General features: G+C 69.7%; 1 protein-coding gene. It reads right to left on the bottom strand.

What is annotated here, in order from left to right; all coding sequences use genetic code 11:
- Positions 1 to 26,043 (bottom strand): non-ribosomal peptide synthetase (locus tag D7V97_RS02995; RefSeq protein ID WP_147444663.1); only part of this gene is annotated, 26,043 nt, incomplete at its 3' end.
- Between the last annotated feature and the right edge of the window lie 176 nt (positions 26,044 to 26,219).

Raw genomic sequence — 26,219 nt, 5'->3', positions numbered from 1 at the left:
CACCAAGGGCGCCCAGCCCCGGTGACGGGGCACACCCGGCGTGGGAGTGGCTTCGGTGGCGGCGAGCAACAGCGCGGGGCCCTCGTAGGGTCCGGGCACGTAGCGGTCCATGGCGCGAAGGTTGGCCTGGTAGACGCGGAACAGGGCGCGCAATTGCTCGCGGCCCGTGGCTTCCTCCAGGAGGCGGGCCTGGACGCCCAGGGTCAGCAGCGTCCCCAGCATGGCTTCGTCGTCCATGCGCTCCAGGGACTCGTCCGACACCGGCAGCGTCAGCGAGAAGGCCTGGGCCACGGTCTGGGCGAAGGCGACGCGCACGCGGCCGTCGGCGTCCTGCGCATCACCGGAGGGCGCCTGCACCCCGGGCACGAAGGCATCCACGAGCGCCAGCAGCCCCACGGCCTGTCCCTGCGCGCGGAGCTGCCGGGCCATCTCATAGGCGATGACGCCACCGAGCGACCAGCCAGCGAGGAGGTACGGGCCCTCGGGCTGTTCCGCGCGGACGGCGCCCAGGTACAGGGCGGCCATCTCCTCCACGGTCTCCACCACGGGCTGGCCGGCCTGGAGGCCTCGCGCCTGGATGCCGATGACGGGCTGGCCCGGGCCCATTCGCCGCGCCAGCTCCGGGTACGCGAGCACGTTGCCGCCACCCGGGTGCACGAGGAACAGGGGCCGGCGACCCGCGTCTCCCTTCTCCAGCGGGACGAGCGGCGACCACGCTCCCGCTTCATCGCGCAGCAGCTTCGCCAGCGCTTCCACCGTGGGGTGTTGGAAGAGCGCGGCCAGGGGCACGTGTCGGCCCAGGCGTTCGCGCAGCACGGCCACCATGCGGACCGCGAGCAGCGAGTGGCCGCCGAGCGCGAAGAAGCTGGTGCGCACCCCGACGGGCTGCACGCCGAGGACCTCTTCCCACACTGTCGCGAGCTGCGACTCGAGCGCGTCCCGGGGGGCGAGGAAGTCCTCGGCCTGGGTGGCGGAGACCTCCAGCGCGGGCAGGGCCTTGCGGTCCACCTTGCCGTTGGCGCTCAAGGGCAGCGCGTCCAGCACGCCGAGGGCCGACGGGACCATGTACTCGGGCAGTTGCTGCCGCAGTGCTGCTTCCACCGCCTTCGGATCCAGGTCCTGTCCGGGCTTCGCCACCACGTAGGCCACGAGCCGCTTGTCCCCGCCGATGTCCCGCACCACCACCGAGGCCTCCGCCACGCTGGCGTGCCGCAAGAGCGCGGCTTCGATCTCTCCGGGCTCGATGCGGAAGCCGCGCACCTTCACCTGGAAGTCGGTGCGGCCCAGGAACTCCAACGTGCCGTCCTCCTTCCAGCGGGCCTTGTCGCCCGTGCGGTACAGCCGTGCGCCCGGCTCCGTGCTGAAGCCGTGCGGCACGAAGCGCTCCGCCGTCAGGTCCGGACGGTGGAGGTAGCCCCAGGCGAGGCCATCTCCGCCCACGTACAGCTCACCGGGCACGCCCACGCCCACCGCGTCGCCATGCGTGTCCAGCACGTACGCCGTCGAGTTCCCGATGGGCCTGCCGATGGGCACCGCGGACTCCACCGCGCTGTGCTTCGTCAGCGTGTGCGTGGTGGAGAACGTGGTGTTCTCCGTGGGGCCGTATCCATTCACCAGCACGGAGCCCTCGGTGAGCCGGGCCACGTGCTCACGCACGCGCTGCGCGGGCAGCACGTCGCCGCCCGCCAGCACCTGCTTCACTCCCGACAGCGCTTCGCCCTGATGCAGCGCCATCTGCTCGTACAGCGCCGCCGTCAGCCACAGCGCGCTGATGCGCTCCTTCGTCAGCAGCGCGCCCACTTCGTCCAGCGTCAGGGCATGCGGCGGTGCGAGGACCAGCTTCGAGCCGTGCAGCAGCGCGCCCCAGAGTTCGAGCGTCGCCGCGTCGAAGGCCACGGGCGCCAGTTGCAGCCAGACCTCCTCCGCGCCGAAGCGCATGAAGTCATTGCCCAACACCAGACGCGTGATGCCCTGGTGCGGGATGCACACGCCCTTCGGACGGCCCGTGCTGCCAGACGTGAACATCACGTAGGCCAGGTCGTCTCCGCTGACTTCCACGTCGGGTGCTGTCTCCGGATGGCGGCGGACGTCGGCCCACGCCGTGTCCACGCAGAGCGGTGTGCCCGCGCTGGCAGGCAGCTTCTCCAGGAGCGACTGCTGCGTCAGCGTCACTCCGACGCCCGCATCCTCCAGCAGCAGCGCGATGCGCTCGGCCGGGTAGTTGCGGTCCACCGGCACGTACGCGCCGCCCGCCTTGAGGATGGCCAGCAGGCCCACCACCATGTCGAACGAGCGCTCCACGTAGACACCGACCCGCGTGCCACGCGCCACGCCCAGGCCGCGCAGGTGATGCGCGAGCTGGTTCGCCTTCGCGTCCAGTGCCGCGTACGTCAGCGTCCCCTCCCCTTCCGCGAGCTTCAGCGCCACCGCGTCGGGCGTCTTCCGGGCCTGGGCCTCGAACCGCGCGTGCACCGACGTGGCGCGTGGGTACTCCGCCGCCGTGCGGTTCCGGTCCTCCACGACCTGACGGCGCTCGGTGGCATCCAGCATCGACAGCCGGGTCACCGGGGCTTCGGGGTGTTGCAGCACGGACTCCAGGAGCACGTTCAGGTGGTCCACCATGCGGCGCACCGTCGCGGCTTCGAACAGCTCGGTGCTGTATTCCAACACCGCGCTGAGCCCGTCCGCGGTCTCCATGAAGAAGACGCTCAGGTCGAACTTCGACGTGCCGCCTTCCAGCTCCAGGGGTTTGAGCGTCATGCCCGGCAGCCGCGCTTCGCCCACGGGCAGGTTCTGGAGCGCCAGCAGCGACTGGAAGAGCGGCGTGTGGCCCCGGCTGCGCTCGGGCTGGAGCGCTTCCACCAGCTTTTCGAACGGCACGTCCTGGTGCTCCTGCGCCTCCAACACCGTCTCGCGCACCTGCTGAAGCAGGCTCCGGAAGCTGGGGGCTCCGGACAGGTCCGCCCGCAGCACCAGCGTGTTGACGAAGAAGCCGATGAGGCTCTCCACTTCCTTGCGAGTACGGCCCGCGATGGGGGAACCGACGCTGATGTCGTCCTGCCCGGAGTACTTCGACAGCAACACCTGCCAGCCCGCGAGCAGCACCATGTACAGCGAGGCACCCTCGCGCTGGGCCAGGCTCCGCAACTTCCCGGTCAGCTCGCGCGGAACGGTGAAGCCGAGCGTCGCGCCCGCATTGCCACGCACCGCCGGACGCGGACGGTCCGTGGGCAGTTCGAGCACCGGCGGCGCTCCGGAGAGCTTCCGCTTCCAGTAGTCCACTTCCCGCTGGAGCGTCGCTCCCTGCAACCAGCCGCGCTGCCAGGCGGCGTAGTCCGCGTACTGCAACGACAGCTCCGGAAGCGGAGACGGCTGCCCCTGCACGAAGGCCGCATAGAGCATCCCCACTTCCCGGACGAGCACGCCGAGCGACCAACCGTCCGACACGATGTGGTGCATCGTGACGACGAGGACGTGCTCGCGAGCCTCCAGCTTCAGCAACAGGGCCCGAAACAGCGGCCCATGCTCCAGATCGAAGGGCTGCAGCACCTCCTGCCGCACCCGCTGCTGGGCCGTCTGCTCACGCGCCCCCGCGGACGTCGTGCTCAGTTCCTCCGTGGTCAGCGAGAAGGCCCCATCGGAGGAGATCCGCTGGACTGGTTCGGGATTCCCCACGGCGAACGTGGTGCGCAGGGCTTCGTGCCGACGTACGACTTCGCGCAGGGCGCGCTCCAGCGCGGCTGTGTCCAGGTTGCCTTCCAGGCGCACCGCCACGGGCACGTTGTAGAGGGCCGTGCCCGGCTCCAACTGGTCGATGAACCACAGACGCTGCTGCGCGAACGACAGCGGCAGCGGAGCGGCCCTGGACACGGACGTGAGCGTCGGTGCTCTCGTGCGCTCGGCGTTCTCCAGCCGCTTCGCGAGGGCTTCCACGGTGGAGGCTTCGAAGAGTGCGCGCAGGGGTAGCTCGACGCCTACCTCTGCCCGGATCCGTGACACCACCTGGGTCGCCAGGAGCGAGTGTCCGCCCAGCGCGAAGAAGTCATCCTTCACGCCCACCTGGGGGAGTCGCAGCACTTCGGCCCAGATGGCCGCCAGCTGCGCTTCCAGCTGCGTGCGCGGGGCTTCGTAGGTGCTTCCGGACTGCGGCGCCTCCGGCTCCGGCAGGGCCTTGCGGTCCACCTTGCCGTTGGCGTTGAGCGGCAGGGCCTCCAGCACCACCACCGTGCCGGGGACCATGTACTCCGGCAATCGCTGGCGCAGGTTGGTCTTCAGCGCTTCCGCTTCCAACGTGGCTCCGGCCTTCGCCGCGACGTACGCGACGAGCCGCTTCTCCGCGCCCTCCCCCTTCGCCACCACCACCGCGTCCTTCACCGTGTCCTGCTGGCGCAGGGCGGCTTCGACTTCGCCCAGCTCGATGCGGAACCCACGCACCTTCACCTGGAAGTCCACGCGGCCCAGGTACTCCAGCACGCCATCCGCCCGGTACCGGACCCGGTCTCCTGTGCGGTACATGCGGCTGCCCGCGGGACCGTGGACTTCTGGCAGGAACTTCTCCGCCGTGAGGTCCGGCCTCAGCAGGTAGCCGCGCGCCTGGCCTTCGCCCGCGAGGTACAGCTCACCCGCCACGCCCACCGGTACCGGTTGCAGGTACGTGTCCAGCACGTACGCGCGCGTGTTGGTGAGCGGCCGGCCGATGTTCGGCACTTCCTCTCGGCCCACCAGCGACCACGTTGAGTACGTCGTGTCTTCGGACGGGCCGTAGAGGTTGTAGAGCTTGCGCACCGTGGGGACGCCGTACACCTGCTTCGCCAGTGTCTCCGGCAGCGCTTCGCCCGCGAGGTTCACCACGCGCACCGACGGGGGCACCGCGCCCAGCCTCACCAACTGCGCCATCGCTGACGGCACCGTGTTGATGAGCGTGACTTCTGCCTCCACCTTCTCTTCCGCCAGGTGCAAGGCATTGCGCACCACCACCACGCTGCCGCCACGGACCAGCGGCGCGAACAGCTCGAACACGGAGAGGTCGAAGTTGAGCGACGTTGCCGCCAGCACGGCCTTCGTCTCTTCTTCCTCGAAGGTCTCCTGTGCCCACGCCAGGAAGGCCACCGCGTTCCGGTGCGTCACCGCTACGCCCTTGGGCCGCCCTGTGCTGCCCGAGGTGTAGATGAGATAGGCCACGTTCTCCGGCTGCACCTGCATGTCTGGCGACCTGTCCGACTCCGTCGCCAACGTCGCGTCTGTGTCCAGGCACACCGCCTGCGCGCTGAAGGCCGGCAGTGACTCCAACAGGTGCGAATGCGCCACCAGCGCCGGGCCCTGCGCATCCTCCAGCAACCAGCCCAACCGCTCCTTCGGGTAGCTCGGGTCGAGCGGCACGTACGCACCACCGGCCTTCAGGATGCCCAGCGTACCCACCACCACGTCCGCCGTGCGCTCCACGCACAGGCCCACGCGCGACTCGGGCCCCACGCCCAGCTTCCTCAGCCGGTGCGCCAACTGGTTCGCCTTCGTCTCCACCTCCCGGTACGTCAGCCGCTGCTTGCCGCTGATGACCGCGATGGCTTCGGGCGTCTTCCGTGCCTGCGCCTCGAAGAGCTGGGGAATCGTCGCGTCGCGCGGGTACTCCGCCTGCGTCTGGTTCCACGCCACCAGCACTCTCTGACGCTCCACCTCCGTCAGCATCGGCAGCCGGCCCACCGCCTCTTCCGGCTTCGCCACCGCCGCTTCCATCAACACGCGCAGGTGCTCCACCATCCGGCGGATCGTCCCGGCCTCGAACAGCTCGGTGCTGTACTCCACCGCGCCGCTCAGTCCCTGCGGCGTCTCCGTGAAGAAGACGCTCACGTCGAACTTCGACGTGTGGCCCTCCATCTCCAGCGGCTTCAAGGTCAGCCCAGGCAGGCGCACTTCGCCCTCGGGCACGTTCTGGAGCGACAGCATCGTCTGGAAGAGCGGCGTGTGGCTCAGGCTGCGTCCTGGCTGCAACGCCTCCACCAGCTTCTCGAACGGCACCTCCTGGTGCTCATACGCCCCCAGCACCGTCTCCTTCACCTGCCCGAGCAACTTCCGGAATGACACGGCTCCATCCACCTGCGCACGCAACACCAGCGTGTTGACGAAGAAGCCGATCAGCCCCTCCACCTCCGAACGCGTGCGCCCCGCGATGGGCGAACCGACGCTGATGTCCTCCTGCCCCGAGTACCTCGCCATCAAGGCCTGCCAACCCGCCAGCAGCACCATGAACAGCGACGCGCCCTCCTGCTGCGCCAGGTCCTTCAACCCCTGCGACAGCTCCGGCGACAGGCGGAAGCCTTGCGTCGCGCCCGCGTTGCCGCGCATCGCGGGCCGGGGACGGTCCGTCGGCAGCTCCAGCACGGGCGGTGCTCCCACGAGCTGCCGCTTCCAGTAGTCCACCTCGCGCCGCAACGCCTCACCGCGCAGCCAGTCGCGCTGCCAGACCGCGTAGTCCGCGTACTGCACCGGCAGCTCCGGCAGGGTCCACGGCTGTCCCCGCGTCAGCGCGTCGTACAGCGTGACGACTTCGCGGATCAGCACGCTCACGGACCAACCGTCGGAGACCGCGTGGTGCATCGTGACGACGAGCACGTGCTCGCGTGCGTCCAGGCGCAGCAGCAGGGCCCTCAGCAGCGGCCCCTGCTTCAGGTCGAACGGCTGCGACAGCTCCAGCGCCACCCGGCTTCGGGCCTCGTCCTCGCGTGCAGCGCCGAGGGCGCTCAAGTCCACGGACGTCAACGGCGGCTCCACCGTGTCATGGATGCGCTGGACGGGCTGACCGCCCTCCTCGGCGAACGTGGTGCGCAGGGCTTCGTGACGGCGTACGACCTCGTGCAGCGCGCGCTCCAGCGCCCTCGCGTCCAGGTCGCCCTCCAACCGGACCGCCACCGGCACGTTGTAGAGCGGGCTTCCCGGCTCCAGCTGATCAATGAACCACAACCGCTGCTGCGCGAACGACAGCGGCACCGACACCGGACGGCTCCGCGCGACCAGCGCCGGGACACCCGAGCTGCCGGCCTGGGAGAGCCGCAGCGCGAGCGCTTCCACCGTGGGCGCCTCGAACAACAGCCGCAGCGGCATCTCCCGACCCAGCCGCGTGCGGATGCGCGACACCACCTGCGTCGCCAGCAACGAGTGCCCACCCAGCGCGAAGAAGTTGTCCTTCACCCCCACGCGCTCCAACCGCAACACCTCCGCCCAGATGGCCGCGAGCTTCGCCTCCACCTCCGTGCGCGGCGCTTCGTAGGTGCTGCCCGCCCGAGGCGCCTCCGGCTCCGGCAGCGCCTTGCGGTCCACCTTCCCGTTGGCGTTCAACGGCAGCGCGTCCAGGACCACCAGCGCCGCGGGCATCATGTACTCGGGCAGGCCCTGCCGCAGGCCGCTCCGCAGCGTGTCCGCGTCCAGCGCGTGGCCCTCCTTCGCCACGACGTAGCCGACGAGCCGCTTGTCGGCGCCGTCCCCGCGCACGAGCACCACGGCCTCGCTCACGCCGGGCTGCTGCGCCAGCGCCGTCTCCACCTCGCCCAGCTCGATGCGGAAGCCCCGCAGCTTCACCTGGAAGTCCAGGCGGCCCAGGTACTCCAGCTCGCCGGAGGCCAGCCACCGCACGCGGTCTCCCGTGCGGTACAGCCGTCCGCCCGGCTGCGTTCCCAGACCGTCCGGCACGAAGCGCTCCGCCGACAGCTCTGGCCGCTCCAGGTACCCCCGCGCGAGCCCCGCACCGCCGACGTACAGCTCGCCCGGCACACCGACCGGCACGGGTTGCAGCTCGGGGTCCAGCACGTAGGCCTGCATGTTGGCCATCGGCCGGCCCAGCACCGGGCGCGCCGTGTCCATCGCGATGGCGCGCGCGGTGACGTCCACCGTGCACTCCGTGGGCCCGTACACGTTGAAGGCCTTGAGCCCCGGGAGCGCCGCGAGCCGCGCCCACAGCGCATCGTCCACCGCCTCGCCACCCACCAGGACGCGCATCGGTCGGCGCGTGCCCAGTCCTTCATCCAGCAGCAGGCGCAGGTGCGCCGGCGTGCAGTCGAGGACGTCCACCTCCTGCTCCTCCAACCACGCCGCCGTGCGCGCCACGTCCTCGCGCACGCCGGCCGGCACGATGCAGAGCGCGTGACCGTCCGCCAACTGCACCAACTGCTGCACCGAGGCGTCGAATGCCAGGGGCGCGTTGAAGCTCACCCGGACCGGCTCCGTGATGCCCGCGAACGTCATGACCTTGTGCGCGGCGCGCAGGTTCATCATCGACGCGTGCTGCACCATCACGCCCTTGGGGCGCCCCGTGCTGCCCGAGGTGTAGATGAGGTACGCCAGGTGCGTCGGGAGGCTCAGGCGGACCGGGTTGTCACTCGACTGCCGGGCCAGCGCCTCGCGCGGCCCCGTGTCGTCCAGGCACAGGGTCTCCAGCCCCTCCGGGAGCGCCCCGGCGAGCATGCGCTGCGTGAGCACCCAGCGCGCGCCGCAGTCCTTCGCGAGCCAACCCAGCCGCTCGGAAGGCCACGCCGGATCCAGCGGCACGTAGGCACCGCCGGCCTTCATCACGCCGAGCGCCGCCACCACCAGGTCCACCGAACGCTCCATGAAGAGCGCCACGCGCACCTCGGGCCCCACGCCGCGCTCGCGCAGCCAGTGGGCGAGTTGGTTGGCGCGCGCGTTGAGCTGTTCGAAGTCCAGCCGCACCGTGCCGTCCAACACCGCGAGCCTGCCGGGCGCGACGCGCGCTTGCGTCTCCACGCACTCGTGGAAGCAGCCGTCCCAGGGCACGGACAGGCGCGTGTCGTTCCAGGTGGAGACCACCTGCGCGCGCTCGTCGGCGGACAGCAGCGGCAGTCGGGCGACGCGCTCGGTGGGACGGGCCACGATGCCTTCGAGCAGCGTCGTCAGGTGCGAGGCCATCCGGTGGAGCGTGCTCGCGTCGAACAGCGCGGTGCTGTACTCCAGGACGCCCGCGAGGCCTCGCGGCGTCTCCATGAGCGTCACGCTCAGGTCGAACTTCGCGATGGGGCTCTCCAGGTCCACCGGCTTGAGCGCCAGGCCCGGCAACCGCACCTCTCCCATGGGGACGTTCTGGAGCGACAGCATCGTCTGGAAGAGCGGCGTGTGGCTCAGGCTGCGCTCGGGCTGGAGGGCCTCCACCAGCTTCTCGAACGGCACCTCCTGGTGTTCGTACGCCTCCAGCACCGTCTCACGCACCTGGGCGAGCAGGTCGCGGAAGGACGCGCGGCCGTCCACGTTCGTCCGCAGCACCAGCGTGTTGACGAAGAAGCCGATGAGCCCTTCCAGCTCCGAGCGCGTGCGGCCCGCGATGGGCGCCCCCACGCTGAGGTCCGTCTGTCCGGAGTAGCGCGCCAGCAGCACCTGCCAGCCCGCGAGCAGCACCATGAAGAGTGACGCACCTTCGCGCTGGGCCAGGGACTTGAGCCCTTCCACCAGCGGGCGGGACAGGGTGAAGGCATGCGTCGCGCCCGTGATGCTCTGCGCGGGCGGACGCGGGCGGTCCGTGGGCAGCTCCAGCACCGGCGGCGCCCCCCCGAGCTTCTGCTTCCAGTAGCCGACCTGTCGCGCCAGCGCGTCACCCTGGAGCCAGCCGCGCTGCCACGCCGCGTAGCGCGCGTACTGCAGGGGCAGCTCCGGCAGGGGCGAGGGACGCCCCGTGGAGAAGGCCGCGTACAGCGCTCCCATCTCGCGCACCAGCACGCCCAGCGACCACCCGTCCGACACGATGTGGTGCATCGTGATGACGAGCACGTGCTCACGGTCGCCGAGGGCGAACAACCGCGCGCGGATCAGCGGCCCGCGCAGCAGGTCGAAGGGCCGCATCATCTCCTGCTCGACCCGGCGGCGGGCCTCGGCCTCTCGCTGGGATGCGTCGAGGTTCCGCAGGTCCACGCGCGCCAGCTCCAGCGGCAGGGAGGCATGGATGACCTGGATGGCCTCGCCGGACTGCTCCTCGAAGGTGGTGCGCAGGGACTCATGACGGCGCACGACTTCGCGCAGGGCGCGCTCCAGTGCCGCTGCGTCCAGGTCGCCTTCCAGGCGCACCGCCACGGGGACGTTGTAGAGCGCCGTGCCCGGCTCCAGTTGGTCGATGAACCACAGCCGCTGCTGCGCGAACGACAGCGGCTGCGCCATGTCTTCGGGGATGTGGCGCAGGGCCGTAGCCCGGGAGCTGCTGGCCTTCTCCACGCGCTGGGCGAGGGCTTGCAGCGTGGGAGCTTCGAAGAGCGCGCGCAGGGGAAGCTCGGCGCCCACCTCCGCGCGGATCCGTGACACCACCTGGGTGGCCAGGAGCGAGTGGCCGCCCAGCGCGAAGAAGTCATCCTTCACGCCCACCTGGGGGAGTCGCAGCACTTCGGCCCAGATGGCCGCCAGCTGCGCTTCCAGCTCCGTGCGCGGTGCTTCGTAGGTGCTGCCGGATTGCGGCGCCTCCGGCTCCGGCAGGGCCTTGCGGTCCACCTTGCCGTTGGCATTGAGCGGCAGGGCCTCCAGCACCACCACCGTGCCGGGGACCATGTACTCGGGCAAACGCTGACGCAGGCTGGTCTTCAGCGCCTCCGCTTCCAGCGTCGCTCCGGCCTTCGCCGCGACGTACGCGACGAGGCGCTTCTCCGCGCCGTCTCCCTTCGCCACCACCACCGCGTCCTTCACCGTGTCCTGCTGGCGCAGGGCGGCTTCGACTTCGCCCAGCTCGATGCGGAAGCCTCGCACCTTCACCTGGAAGTCCACCCGGCCCAGGTATTCCAGCACGCCGTCCACCCGGTACCGCACCCGGTCGCCCGTGCGGTACATGCGGCTGCCCGCGGGCCCGTGCACTTCCGGCAGGAACTTCTCCGCCGTGAGTTCTGGCCGCAGCAGGTAGCCGCGTGCCTGGCCTTCGCCCGCGAGGTACAGCTCACCCGCCACGCCCACGGGCACCGGTTGCAGGTACGTGTCCAACACGTACGCGCGCGTGTTGGTCAGCGGCCGGCCGATGTTCGGCACTTCCTCGCGGCCCACCAGCGACCACGTTGAGTACGTCGTGTCTTCAGACGGGCCGTAGAGGTTGTACAGCTTGCGCACCGTGGGGACGCCGTACACCTGCTTCGCCAGCGTCTCCGGCAGGGCTTCGCCCGCGAGGTTCACCACGCGCACCGACGGGGGCACCGCTCCCAACCGCACCAACTGCGCCATCGCTGACGGCACCGTGTTGATCAGCGTGACTTCGGCCTCCACCTTCTCTTCCGCCAGGTGCAAGGCGTTGCGCACCACCACCACGCTGCCGCCTCGCACCAGCGGCGCGAACAGCTCGAACACGGAGAGGTCGAAGTTGAGCGACGTTGCCGCCAGCACGGCCTTCGTCTCTTCTTCCTCGAAGGTCTCCTGTGCCCACGTCAGGAAGGCCACCGCGTTCCGGTGCGTCACCGCTACGCCCTTGGGCCGGCCCGTGCTGCCCGAGGTGTAGATGAAGTACGCCACGTTCTCCGGCTGCACCTGCATGTCCGGCGACCTGTCCGACTCCGTCGCCAACGTCGCGTCTGTGTCCAGGCACACCGCCTGCGCGGTGAAAGCTGGCAGGGAGTCCAGCAGGTGCGAGTGCGCGACCAACGCCAGACCTTGCGCGTCTTCCAGCAGCCAGCCCAGCCGCTCCTTCGGGTAGCTGGGGTCGAGCGGCACGTACGCGCCACCGGCCTTCAGGATGCCCAGCGTTCCCACCACCACATCCGCCGTGCGCTCCACGCACAGGCCCACGCGCGACTCGGGGCCCACCCCCAGCTTGCGCAGCCGATGCGCCAGCTGGTTCGCCTTCGCCTCCACCTCCCGGTACGTCAGCCTTTGCTTGCCGCTGATGACCGCCACCGCGTCGGGCGTCCTCCGAGCCTGCGCCTCGAAGAGCTGGGGGATCGTCACGTCGCGCGGGTACTCCGTTTGCGTCTGGTTCCACGTCACCAGCACCTGCTGACGCTCTGCCTCCGTCAGCAGCGGCAGCCGGCCCACCGCCTCTTCCGGCTTCGTCAGCGCGCTTTCCATCAACACGCGCAGGTGCTCCACCATCCGGCGGATCGTCCCGGCCTCGAACAGCTCGGTGCTGTACTCCACCGCGCCGCTCAGCCCCTGCGGTGTCTCCGTGAAGAAGACACTCACGTCGAACTTCGACGTACCCGCGCTCAGCTCCACCGGCTTCAGCACCAGCCCCGGAAGCTTCGCCTCCTCCATGGGCATGTTCTGCACCGCGAGCATCGTCTGGAAGAGCGGCGTGTGGCTCAGGCTGCGCTCGGGCTGCAACGCTTCCACCAACTTCTCGAACGGCACCTCCTGGTGCTCGTACGCCCCCAGCACCGTCTCCCTCACCTGCCCGAGCAGCCCGCGGAAATCCGCCCCTCCGGACAGGTCCGCCCGGAGCACCAACGTGTTGACGAAGAAGCCGATGAGGCCTTCCACCTCCGAACGTGTGCGCCCCGCGATGGGCGAACCCACGCTGAGGTCCGTCTGTCCCGAGTAGCGCGACAGCAACACCTGCCAGCCCGCCAGCAGCACCATGTACAGCGACGCACCCTCACGCCGGGCCAGGTCGCGCAAGCCCTGCTCCAGCGCATGCGGCCATTGGAAGACCTCGACCGCGCCGGCATTGCCGCGCACCGCCGGACGCGGACGGTCCGTGGGCAGCTCCAGCACGGGCGGCGCTCCCACCAACTGCTGCTTCCAGTAATCCACCTCGCGCCGCAACGTCTCGCCTTGCAGGCGGCTCCGTTGCCACGTCGCGTAGTCCGCGTACTGCACCGGCAGCTCCGGCAGGGGCGACGGTCGCCCTTCCGCGAACGCTGCGTACAGCGTGCTGACCTCCCGCACGAGCACGCCCATCGACCATCCGTCCGACACGATGTGATGCATCGTGATCAAGAGGATGTGTTCCTTCTCGCCCAGTCTCAGCAGTTGGGCGCGGACAAGGGGGCCGGTGTGGAGATTGAACGACCGCAGCAACTCCTGCCCGAGATGATGCCGTGCCGCTTCGTCCCGCCGCGAGGCCTCCAGCCCTTGGAGTTCCACCACACCCAACGGCAGGTCGGTCTCCGCGTGGATGACCTGGATGGGCTGGCCATTCTCCTCCGCGAACGTCGTTCGCAACGCCTCGTGGCGTCGAAGGACTTCACGCAGCGCCCTTTGCAGGACCTCCTGGCGGAGCTCGCCTTCCAGGCGCACCGCCACCGGCACGTTGTACAGGGAGGTGCCCGGCTCCAGCTGATCGATGAACCACAACCGCTGCTGCGCGAACGACAGCGGCCGGGAAACCTCCCGCGTGGCCCTCTCCAGCTTCACTGAGTTCGAGCCAGACGTCTTCTCCAGACGCTGGGCCAATCCCTCCACCGTGGGCACTTCAAACAAGGCGCGCAGCGGCAGCTCCGCGCCCAGCTCCGTACGCACCCGTGACACCACCTGCGTGGCCAGCAGTGAATGCCCGCCCAGCGCGAAGAAGTCGTCCTTCACGCCTACGCGCATCACCCGCAGCACCTCTGCCCAGATGGCCGCGAGCTTCGCTTCCGTCTCCGTGCGCGGCGCTTCGTAGGTGCTGCCGGATTGCGGCGCCTCCGGCTCCGGCAGGGCCTTGCGGTCCACCTTCCCGTTGGCATTGAGCGGCAGGGCCTCCAGCACCACCACCGTGCCGGGCACCATGTACTCCGGCAACCGCTGGCGCAGGCTGGTCTTCAGCGACTCCGCATCCAGCGTCGCTCCGGCCTTCGCCGCGACGTACGCGACGAGCCGCTTCTCCGCGCCCTCCCCCTTCGCCACCACCACCGCGTCCTTCACCGTGTCCTGCTGGCGCAGCGCGGCTTCGACTTCGCCCAGCTCGATGCGGAAGCCTCGCACCTTCACTTGGAAGTCCACGCGGCCCAGGTACTCCAGCACGCCGTCCGCCCGGAACCGCACCCGGTCTCCCGTGCGGTACATGCGGCTGCCCGCGGGGCCGTGGACTTCCGGCAGGAACTTCTCCGCCGTGAGGTCCGGCCGCAGCAGGTAGCCGCGCGCCTGGCCTTCGCCCGCGAGGTACAGCTCTCCCGCCACGCCCACCGGTACCGGTTGCAGGTACGTGTCCAGCACGTACGCGCGCGTGTTCGCCAAGGGACGACCGATGTTCGGCACTTCCTCGCGACCCACCAGTGACCACGTCGAATACGTGGTGTCTTCGGACGGGCCGTAGAGGTTGTACAGCTTGCGCACCGTGGGGACGCCGTACACCTGCTTCGCCAGCGTCTCCGGCAGTGCTTCGCCCGCGAGGTTCACCACGCGCACCGACGGGGGCACCGCTCCCAACCGCACCAACTGCGCCATCGCGGATGGCACCGTGTTGATGAGCGTGACTTCGGCCTCCACCTTCTCTTCCGCCAGGTGCAAGGCATTGCGCACCACCACCACGCTGCCGCCCCGCACCAGCGGCGCGAACAGCTCGAACACGGAAAGGTCGAAGTTGAGCGAAGTCGCCGCCAGCACGGCCTTCGTCTCTTCCTCCTCGAACGTCTCCTGCGCCCACGTCAGGAACGCCACCGCGTTCCGGTGCGTCACAGCCACGCCCTTGGGCCGGCCCGTGCTGCCCGAGGTGTAGATGAAGTACGCCACGTTCTCCGGCTGCACTTCCGTCGGTGCCGGCGTGCTGGACTCCTTCGCCAGGGTCTCGGCACGGTCCAGGCACACCGCCTGCGCGGTGAAGGCCGGCAGGGACTCCAGCAGGTGCGAGTGCGCGACCAGCGCCGGTCCCTGCGCATCCTCCAGCAACCAGCCCAACCGCTCCTTCGGGTAGCTGGGGTCCAGCGGCACGTACGCGCCGCCGGCCTTCAAGATGCCCAGCGTTCCGACCACCAAGTCCGCCGTGCGCTCCACGCACAGGCCCACCCGCGACTCGGGCCCCACGCCCAGCTTCCTCAGCCGGTGCGCCAACTGGTTCGCCTTCGCCTCCACCTCCCGGTACGTCAGCCTTTGCTTGTCGCTGATGACCGCGATGGCTTCCGGCGTCCTCCGTGCCTGGGCCTCGAAGAGCTGGGGAATCGTCGCGTCGCGCGGGTACTCCGCTTGCGTCTGGTTCCACGTCACCAATACCTGGTGCCGTTCCGCTTCCGTCAGCATCGGCAGCCGGCCCACGGCCTCTTCCGGCCTCGCCACCGCTGCTTCCATCAACACGCGCAGGTGTTCCACCATGCGGCGGATCGTCCCGGCCTCGAACAACTCGGTGCTGTACTCCAGCAGGACGTCCAGGCCTCGCGGCGTCTCCACGAAGACGATGCTCAGGTCGAACTTCGATGTCTTGCTTTCCAGCTCCACGGGCTTGAGGGTTACCCCGGGCAGACGCGCCTCGCCCATGGGCAGGTTCTGCAGCGCCAGGAGCACCTGGAACAACGGCGTGTAGCTCCGGTCACGCTTCGGCTGCAGCGCCTCCACCAGCTTCTCGAACGGCACCTGCTGGTGCTCCTGCGCTTCCAGCACCGTCTCCCGCACCTGCTTCAGCAGCGCCTGGAAGGACCCGGCTGGCTCCACGTTCGCACGCAACACCAGCGTGTTGACGAAGAAGCCGATGAGGCCTTCCACCTCCGAGCGCGTCCGCCCCGCGATGGGCGAACCCACGCTGATGTCTGTCTGCCCCGAGTACCTCGACAGCAGGGCTTGCCAGCCCGCCAGCAGCACCATGTACAGCGAGGCGCCCTCACGTTGAGCCAGACCCCTCAACTCCTGGACGAGGGCATGGGGCCAGAGGAAGGACTGGAGCGCGCCAGCGTTGCCGCGCACCGAGGGCCTCGGGCGGTCCGTGGGCAGCTCCAACATGGGGGGAGCCGCCGCGAGCTTCTGCTTCCAGTAGTCCACCTCGCGCTGCAATGCCTCGCCCTGCAGCTCCTGCCGCTGCCAGCGCGCGTAGTCCGCGTACTGCACCGGCAGCTCTGGCAGGGGCGACGGTCGCCCTTCCGCGAACGCCGCGTAGAGCGCGCCCACCTCGCGCACGAGCACGCCCATTGACCAGCCGTCCGACACGATGTGGTGCATCGTGACGATGAGCACGTGCTCTCGCGCATCCAGCTTCAGCAGCAGCGCCCGGGCCAGCGGACCTTGCTTCAGGTCGAATGGCTTCAACACCTCCCGCTCAATCCGATGCCGCGCTTCCTCGTCTCGCGACCGGGCATCCGCTGCGTGGAGATCCACCGTCTCCAACGGTAGCTTCATCTCTGGATGGATGACCTGGGTGGGCTGACCGTTCTCCTCCGCGAAGGTCGTCCGCAACGCCTCGTGGCGTCGCATCACTTCGTCCAGTGCCTTCTCCAGCACCTCCTGGCGGAGCTCGCCTTCCAGGCGCACCGCCATCGGGACGTTGTAGAGGGGCGTACCCGGCTCCAACTGGTCGATGAACCACAGCCGCTGCTGCGCGAATGACAACGGCCGGGAGGCAGCTCCTGCCGCCGACTCCATGGCCATCGTGCTCGCGCGAGACGCCTTCTCCAGGCGCTTGGCGAGGGCCTCCACCGTCGGGGCTTCGAAGAGTGCGCGCAGGGGCAACTCCGCGCCCGTCTCCGAACGCACCCGCGACACCACCTGGGTGGCCATCAGTGAGTGGCCGCCCAGTGCGAAGAAGTTGTCCTTCACGCCCACTTGCGGGAGTCGCAGCACTTCGGCCCAGATGGCCGCCAGCTTCGCCTCCAGCTCCGTGCGCGGGGCTTCGTAGGTGCTGCCGGACTGCGGCGCCTCCGGCTCCGGAAGGGCCTTGCGGTCCACCTTCCCGTTGGCATTGAGCGGCAGGGCCTCCAGCACCACCACCGTGCCGGGGACCATGTACTCCGGCAACCGCTGGCGCAGGTTGGTCTTCAGCGCTTCCGCTTCCAACGTGGCTCCGGCCTTCGCCGCGACGTACGCGACGAGCCGCTTCTCCGCGCCCTCCCCCTTCGCCACCACCACCGCGTCCTTCACCGTGTCCTGCTGGCGCAGGGCGGCTTCGACTTCGCCCAGCTCGATGCGGAACCCACGCACCTTCACCTGGAAGTCCACCCGGCCCAGGTACTCCAGCACGCCGTCCGCCCGGAACCGCACCCGGTCTCCCGTGCGATACATGCGACTGCCCGAGGGACCGTGCACTTCTGGCAGGAACTTCTCCGCCGTGAGTTCTGGCCGCAGCAGGTAGCCGCGCGCCTGGCCTTCGCCCGCGAGGTACAGCTCTCCCGCCACGCCTACCGGTACCGGTTGCAGGTACGCGTCCAGCACGTACGCGCGTGTATTGCTGAGCGGCCGGCCGATGTTCGGCACTTCCTCGCGGCCGACCAGCGACCACGTCGAGTACGTCGTGTCTTCAGAGGGGCCGTAGAGGTTGTACAGCTTGCGCACCGTGGGGACGCCGTACACCTGCTTCGCCAGCGTCTCCGGCAGCGCTTCGCCCGCGAGGTTCACCACGCGCACCGACGGGGGCACCGCTCCCAACCGCACCAACTGCGCCATCGCCGATGGCACCGTGTTGATGAGCGTGACTTCGGCCTCTACCTTCTCTTCCGCCAGGTGCAAGGCATTGCGCACCACCACCACGCTGCCGCCTCGCACCAGCGGCGCGAACAGCTCGAACACGGAGAGGTCGAAGTTGAGGGACGTTGCCGCCAGGACGGCCTTTGTCTCTTCTTCCTCGAATGTCTCCTGTGCCCACGTCAGGAAGGCCACCGCGTTCCGGTGCGTCACCGCCACGCCCTTGGGCCGGCCCGTGCTGCCCGAGGTGTAGATGAAGTACGCCACGTTCTCCGGCTGCACCTGCATGTCCGGCGACCTGTCCGACTCCGTCGCCAACGTCGCGTCTGTGTCCAAGCACACCGCCTGCGCGGTGAAGGCCGGCAGGGATTCCAGCAGGTGCGAGTGCGCCACCAACGCCGGGCCCTGCGCGTCCTCCAGCAGCCAGCCCAGACGCTCCTTCGGATAGCTCGGGTCGAGCGGCACATACGCGCCACCGGCCTTGAGGATGCCCAGCGTTCCCACCACCACGTCCGCCGTGCGCTCCACGCACAGACCCACGCGTGACTCCGGGCCCACCCCCAGCTTGCGCAGCCGGTGCGCCAACTGGTTCGCCTTCGCCTCCACCTCCCGGTACGTCAGCCTTTGCTTCCCGCTGATGACCGCGATGGCTTCCGGCGTCTTTCGTGCCTGCGACTCGAAGAGCTGGGGAATCGTCGCGTCACGCGGGTACTCCGCCTGCGTCTGGTTCCACGTCACCAATACCTGGTGCCGTTCCGCTTCCGTCAGCATCGGCAGCCGGCCCACCGCCTCTTCCGGCTTCGCGAGCGCGCCTTCCATCAACACGCGCAGGTGCTCCACCATCCGGCGGATCGTCCCGGCCTCGAACAGCTCGGTGCTGTACTCCACCGCGCCGCTCAGCCCCTGCGGCGTCTCCGTGAAGAAGACACTCACATCGAACTTCGACGTGCCCGCGCTCAGCTCCACCGGCTTCAGCACCAGCCCCGGGAGCCTCGCCTCCTCCATGGGCATGTTCTGCACCGCGAGCATTGTCTGGAAGAGCGGCGTGTGGCTCAGGCTGCGCTCGGGCTGCAACGCTTCCACCAGCTTCTCGAACGGCACCTCCTGGTGCTCGTACGCCCCCAGCACCGTCTCCCTCACCTGTCCGAGCAACTTCCGGAACGACACGGCGCCGTCCACCTGCGCACGTAACACCAGCGTGTTGACGAAGAAGCCGATCAGTCCCTCCACCTCCGAGCGCGTCCGGCCCGCGATGGGCGAACCCACGCTCACGTCCGGCTGCCCCGAGTAGCGCGCCATCAAGGCCTGCCAGCCCGCCAGCAGCACCATGTACAGCGACGCACCCTCGCGCTGGCCCAGGCCGCGCAATCCCTGCTCCAGCGCATGAGGCCATCGGAAGCGGTAGGACCCACCCGCATTGCCGCGCACCGCCGGCCGCGGACGGCCCGTGGGCAGCTCCAGCACGGGCGGCGCTCCCACCAACCGCTGCTTCCAGTAGTCCACCTCGCGCCGCAACGTCTCGCCCTGCAACTCCTGTCGCTGCCAGGTCGCGTAGTCCGCGTATTGCACCGGCAGCTCCGGCAGCGGCGACGGACGCCCCTGGGCGAACGCCGCATACAGCGCGCTCACCTCTCGCACGAGCACGCCCACCGACCAGCCGTCCGACACGATGTGGTGCATCGTGATGACGAGCACGTGCTCCTGCGCATCCAGCTTCCACAGCCGTGCGCGGACCAGCGGCCCCTGCTTCAGGTCGAACGGCTTGAGCATCTCCTGCCCGAGCTGACGCCGTGCCGCCTCCTCCCGCTGGGTCTTCCCGAGCCCCTGGAGATCCTCCACATCCAGCGGCAGCACCGTGTTCGGGTGGATGACCTGGACGGCCTGCGCGTGCTCCTCGGTGAACGTGGTCCGCAGGGCCTCGTGGCGATGGATGATCTCATGCAGCGCCTGCTCCAGCACCTCCTGGCGCAGCGTGCCCTCCAGTCGCACCGCCACCGGCACGTTGTACAGAGAGGTGCCCGGCTCCAGCTGATCAATGAACCACAGCCGCTGCTGCGCGAACGACAGGGGGCGCGGCGCGTCGCCTTGCACTGGCCTCGGCCCCTTCGTGCTGGAGCCCGCGGCCTCTTCAATGCGCTGGGCGAGCGACTCCAACGTCCGCGCCTCGAACAGCGCGCGCAACGGCAGCTCCACGCCCAGCTCCGAACGGAGACGCGAGGCCACCTGCGTGGCCAGCAACGAATGACCTCCCAACGCGAAGAAGTCGTCCTTCACGCCCACCCGGGGGGCACGCAGCACGTCGGCCCAGATGGCTGACAGGCGCTCCTCTGTCTTCGTGCGAGGTGCCTCGTACTGGACGCCCACCTGGGGCACGTCCAGCGTGGGAAGGGCCTTGCGGTCCACCTTGCCGTTGGCGCTCAGGGGCAGCGCTTCAAGCACGCCAATGGCCGACGGCACCATGTACTCCGGCAGTCGCTGCCGCAGCGCTGCTTCCACCGCCTTCGGATCCAGCTCCTGTCCCGGCTTCGCCACGAGCCAGGCCACGAGTCGCTTGTCTCCGCCGACGTCCCGCACCACCACCGCGGCCTCCGCCACGCTGGCGTGCTGGATGAGGGCCGCTTCCACTTCGCCCAGCTCGATGCGGAAGCCACGCACCTTCACCTGGAAGTCGGTGCGCCCGAGGAACTCCAGCGTGCCGTCTTCCTTCCACCGCGCCTTGTCGCCCGTGCGATACAGCCGCGCTCCCGGCTCCGTGCTGAAGCCGTGCGGCACGAAGCGCTCCGCCGTCAGGTCCGGGCGATTCAGGTAGCCCCAGGCGAGGCCCTCTCCGCCGACGTACAACTCGCCGGGCACGCCCACGCCCACCGCGTCGCCGTGCGCATCCAGCACGTACGCGGTCGAGTTCCCGATGGGCCGACCAATGGGCACCGAGGACTCCAGCTCCGAGCCCTGGCGCAGCGCATGGGTGGTGGAGAACGTGGTGTTCTCCGTCGGACCGTAGGCAGCCACCAGCGACATGCCGGGCTTCAACCGGGCCACGTGCTCGCGCAGGCGCTGCACCGGCAGCACGTCACCGCCCGAGAGCACCTGCCTTGTCAGCGCCAGGGCTTCGGCCTGATGCAGCGCCATCTGCTCGTACAGGGCCGCCGTCAGCCACAGGGCGGTGATGCCCTCCTGCTTCAGCAGGGCTCCCACTTCGTCCAGCGTCAGCGTGTGCGGCGGCGCCAGCACCAGCTTCGCTCCATGCAGCAGCGCGCCCCACACCTCCAACGTGGACGCGTCGAACGCCACGGGCGCCAATTGCAGCCAGACTTCCTCCGCGCCGAAGCGCATGAAGTCGTTGCCCAATACCAGACGCGTGATGCCGCGATGCGGGATGCACACGCCCTTCGGGCGGCCCGTGCTGCCCGACGTGAACATCACGTAGGCCAGGTCATCTCCACCCACCTCCACGGCGGGTGCAGTCTCCGGCTGGTGGGCAATCTCCTCCCACGCCGTGTCCATGCACAGCCGCCTGCCTGCGGTTCCGGGCAGCTTGTCCAGGAGCAACTGCTGCGTCAGCGTCACCTCGACGCCCGCGTCCTCCAGCAGCAGGGCGATGCGCTCCGCCGGGTAGTTGCGGTCCACCGGCACGTACGCGCCACCGGCCTTCAGGATGGCCAGCAGCCCCACCACCATCTCGAACGAGCGTTCCACGTAGACGCCGACCCGCGTGCCCCGCTTCACGCCCAGGCCGCGCAGGTGGTGCGCGAGCTGGTTCGCCCGTGCGTCCAGCACCGCGTACGTCAGCGTCCGTCCATCCTGCGCCTGCTTGAGCGCCACCGCCCCTGGCGTCGCCCGCGCCTGCGCCGCGAAGTGCGCATGAACAGGCTTCTCTCGCGGATACTCGGCCGTTGTCTGGTTCCAGGCCTTGAGGACCTGCTCGCGCTCCGACGCATCCGACATCGGAAGGCGGCTCACCGCCTCCTCGGGGCGCGACAGCGTGCCTTCCAACAGGACGCGCAGGTGCTCCACCATCCGGCGCACCGTCACGGCCTTGAACAGGTCCGTGCTGTACTCCAGCGTTCCCCGGAGTCCTTCATCCTCCTCCACGAAGAAGAGGCTCAGATCGAACTTCGAGGTGCGGCTCTCCAGCATCACCGGCTTGAGCGTCATGCCCGGCAGCCGCAGGTCCCCTTGCGGCACGTTCTGCAGCGTCAGCAACGTCTGGAACAGGGGCGAATGGCTCAGGCTCCGCTCGGGCTGGAGCACCTCCACCAGCTTCTCGAACGGCACCTCCTGGTGCTCGTAGGCTTCGAGCACCGTGCCTCGCACCTGCTTCAACAGCGTGCGGAAGGACCGGTCGCCTTCCACCTGCGCACGCAACACCAGCGTGTTGACGAAGAAGCCGATGAGGCCTTCCAGCTCCGAACGCGTCCGGCCCGCGATGGGCGAACCAACGCTCAGGTCCGCCTGTCCCGAGTAGCGCGACAGCAACACCTGCCAACCCGCCAGCAGCACCATGTACAGCGAGGCGCCCTCGCGCTGGGCCAGCGCCTTCAAGCCTCGCGTCAGCGCGGGGGACCAGTGGAAGAAGTGCATCGCGCCTGACTGGCCGCGCACCGCGGGCCTCGGCCAGTCGGTGGGCAGTTCCAGCACGGGCGGCGCTCCCGCGAGTCGCTGCTTCCAGTAGTCCACTTCCCGCTCGAGCGTGTCGCCCTGAAGCCAGCCGCGCTGCCAGGCCGCGTAGTCCGGGTACTGCACGGGCAGCTCCGGCAGCGTCGGCGTCTGTCCTTGCACGAACGCGGCGTACATCGCGCCCACCTCGCGCACGAGCACGCCCAGGGACCAGCCGTCCGACACGATGTGGTGCATCGTGATCGCGAGCAGGTGGTCTTCTTCATCCAGCCGGATCAGCTGCGCGCGGACGAGGGGCCCCTGCGCCAGGTCGAAGGGCCGCAGTCCCTGCGCCATCACCTGCCGACGGGCTTCCTCCTGCCGGCCCTCGGCGTCGAAGCCGCGCAGGTCCGCCACCTCCAACGACATCGCGGACGGCGGGTGCACGACCTGCACGGGCGCTCCGTCGCGCACGTTGAACGTCGTGCGCAAGGCCTCGTGGCGGCGCACGAGTTCGTCGAGCGCCGACTGGAGCGCGGACACCTCCAGCACTCCCTCCAGCCGCACCGCCAGCGGCACGTGGTAGAGCGGGCTGCCCGGCTCCAGCTGGTCGATGAACCACAGCCGCTGCTGCGCGAACGACAACGGCCGGGCGTGCTCGCCCTCCGTCGCTTCCATCGCCATCAGGCTCGGTCGGGAGGCCTGTTCCAGGCGCCGGGCCAGGGCCTCCACCGTGGGCGCTTCGAACAGCGCACGCAGGGGAAGCTCCGCGCCCAGCTCCGTACGGACGCGGGACACGACCTGCGTGGCCAGCAGCGAGTGACCGCCCAGCTCGAAGAAGTTGTCGTGCACGCCCACGCGCGGCACCCGCAGCACCTCCGCCCAGATGGCCGCCAGCGTCGCCTCCACCTCCGTGCGCGGCGCCTCGTACTCCTGCTCCGAGCGCGGGGCCTCTGGCTGCGGCAGGGCCCTGCGGTCCACCTTGCCGTTGGCGCTCACCGGCAGCGCGTCCAGCACCATGAAGACGGCGGGCACCATGTACTCGGGCAGCCGCTGACGCAGGTGGGCCTTCAGCTCCATCGCCTCCAGCGGCGCGCCCGCCTTCGGGACCACGTACCCCACCAGCTGCTTGTCCGCGCCCACCACGCGCACCACCACCACCGCCTCCGCCACGCTGGCGTGCAGGGTGAGGGCTGCTTCCACTTCGCCCAGCTCGATGCGGAAGCCGCGCACCTTCACCTGGAGGTCGGTGCGCCCGAGGAACTCCAGCGTGCCGTCTTCCTTCCACCGCGCCTTGTCGCCCGTGCGGTACAGCCGCGCTCCCGGCTCCGTGCTGAAGCCGTGCGGCACGAAGCGCTCCGCCGTCAGGTCCGGTCGGTTCAGGTAGCCCCAGGCGATGCCTTCTCCGCCCACGTACAGCTCGCCCGGGATGCCGATGCCTGTCAGGGCCCCGTGCGCATCCAGCACGTACGCGGTCGAGTTCCTGATGGGCCGACCAATGGGCACCGAGGACTCCAGCTCCGAGCCCTGGCGCAGCGCATGGGTGGTGGAGAACGTGGTGTTCTCCGTCGGGCCATAGGCAGCCACCAGCAACATGCCGGGCTTCAACCGGGCCACGTGCTCGCGCAGGCGCTGCACCGGCAGCACGTCACCGCCCGAGAGCACCTGCCTTGTCAGCGCCAGGGCTTCGGCCTGATGCAGCGCCATCTGCTCGTACAGGGCCACCGTCAGCCACAGGGCGGTGATGCCTTCCTGCTTCACCAGCCCGGCCACCTCTTCGAGCGTCAGCGTGTGCGGCGGCGCCAGCACCAGCTTCGCTCCATGCAGCAGCGCGCCCCACACCTCCAACGTGGACGCGTCGAACGCCACGGGCGCCAGCTGTGACCAGACCTCGTCCGCGCCGAAGCGCATGAAGTCGTTGCTCAACACCAGACGCGTGATGCCCCGGTGCGGGATGCACACGCCCTTCGGACGGCCCGTGCTGCCCGACGTGAAGATCACATACGCCAGGTCGTCCCCGTCCACCTCCACGTCAGGAGCCGTCTCCGGCTGGCGGGCAATCGCCTCCCACGCCGTGTCCAGGCAGAGCGGTGCTCCCGACCCCGCGGGCAGCTTCTCCAGGAGCGGCTGCTGCGTCAGCGTCACCTCGACGCCCGCGTCCTCCAGCAGCAGGGCGATGCGCTCCGCCGGGTAGTTGCGGTCCACCGGCACGTACGCGCCGCCGGCCTTGAGGATGGCCAGCAGCCCCACCACCATCTCGAACGAGCGCTCCACGTAGACACCGACCCGCGTGCCCCGCTTCACGCCCAGACTCCGCAGGTGGTGCGCGAGCTGGTTCGCCCGTGCGTCCAGCACCGCGTACGTCAGCGTCCGCCCGTCCTGCGCCTGCTTGAGCGCCACCGCGTCCGGCGTCCTGCGCGCCTGCGCCGCGAAGAGCGCATGGACAGACACCTCTCGCGGGTACCCGGCCGTCGTCCGGTTCCAGTCCACCACGAGCTGCTGGCGTTCGCCGTCCGCCACCAAGGGCAGCCGCGACACGGGGACCTCCGGATGCGCCGCCGCTCCCTCCAGCAGCACGCGCAGGTGATCCGCCATGCGCGCCAGGGTGGCGGCGTGGAACAGGTCGGTGTCGTATTCCAGGTAGCCGCGCAGCCCCTGCTCCGTCTCCGCGAGCTGGAGGAGCAGGTCGAACTTCGCCGTGCGGGTGTCCACCTCCATCGCGTGCAGCTTCATCCCCTGCACGGCCACGGGGCCGCGAGGCGCGTTCTGCAACACGAACATCACCTGGAAGAACGGGCTGCGCCCCAGGTCGCGGTCCGGCTGGAGCGCCTCCACCAGTCGCTCGAAGGGCAGGTCCTGATTGTCCGTCGCGCCCACCAGCGTCTCGCGCACCTGGCGCAGGAGCGCCTGGAACGAAGGGGCCTCGTGGAACCGCGTGCGCAGCACCAGCGTGTTGACGAACATGCCGATGAGGCCTTCCAGCTCCGAGCGGGTGCGGCCCGCCATCGGAGACCCCACGCTCACGTCGTCCTGCCCGGAGTAGCGCGACAGCAACGTCTGCCAGCCGGCCAGCAGCACCATGAACAACGTGGCGCCTTCCTGCTGCCCCAGCGCCTTGAGCGCGTCCATCAGCTCGCGCGGCCACTGGAGGAGGTGCCGCGCTCCGCGGAAGCTCCTCGTCGCGGGCCTCGGCTTGTCCGTCGTCAGCTCCAGCGCCGGCGGAGCCCCGTGCAGCTGCTCGCGCCAGTACCCGAGCTGCTTGTTCAGCACCGCCCCCTGCAGGGTCTCCCGCTGCCAGGCCGCGAAGTCCGCGTACTGCACCGCCAGCTCCGGCAGCGGCGAGGGCTGCCCCCGCGCGAAGGCGTCGTACAGCACGGCCACCTCGCGCACCAACACGCCCAGCGACCACCCGTCCGAGACGATGTGGTGCATCGACACCAGCAACAGGTGCTCCTGCTCCCCCAGCCGCACCAGCAGGCCGCGCATCAACGGGCCCTTCGCGAGGTCGAACGGACGCAGCGCCCCCGCCTTCATCCAGCCCCACGCCTCCGCCTCGCGCGCCGCCGCGTCCCCTTCCGTCACGTCCACCCGCTCCAGCTCCAGCACGGGGGTGTCCAGGAAGTGCTGCACCGGCCCGGTGTCACCGCCGTGGAACGTCGTGCGCAGCGCTTCGTGCCGCCGCACCACCTCCAGGAGCGAGCGCTCCAGCACCGCCACGTCGAGCGCGCCCTCCAGCCGCACCGCGACCGGCACGTTGTAGAGCGGGCTGCCCGGCTCCAACTGGTCGATGAACCACAGCCGCTGCTGCGCGAATGACAGCGTCGCCGGTTGTGAGCGATCCCTCGCCATCAGCAGGCCGCGACCCGTGTTGCCCGTGGCCGCCTTCTGCGCGGCCAGCTTCTTCAGGAGCTCCGCGCGCTTTTCCGGAGACAGGTTCGCGATTCGCTTCGACAGGTCGCTGCTGCTCATCGAACGTACTCCGCACTCTGGACGCGACACGCCTCGCGAAAGGACGCCCGGAACTCCGGGCAGCCTGGGGCCCTCAACGTTGCGTCAGCTTTTGTCGCTTACGCGGCCCACCACTCTGGAACGAGCGGCGTGGGGGCGGCCGGAAACCTGCTGTTCACATTATTCGGTCGGGTAAC

This window comes from Corallococcus sp. CA053C (assembly GCF_003611675.1).
GTDB lineage: Bacteria > Myxococcota > Myxococcia > Myxococcales > Myxococcaceae > Corallococcus.
This window is presented reverse-complemented; position numbering and strand designations above follow the sequence as displayed.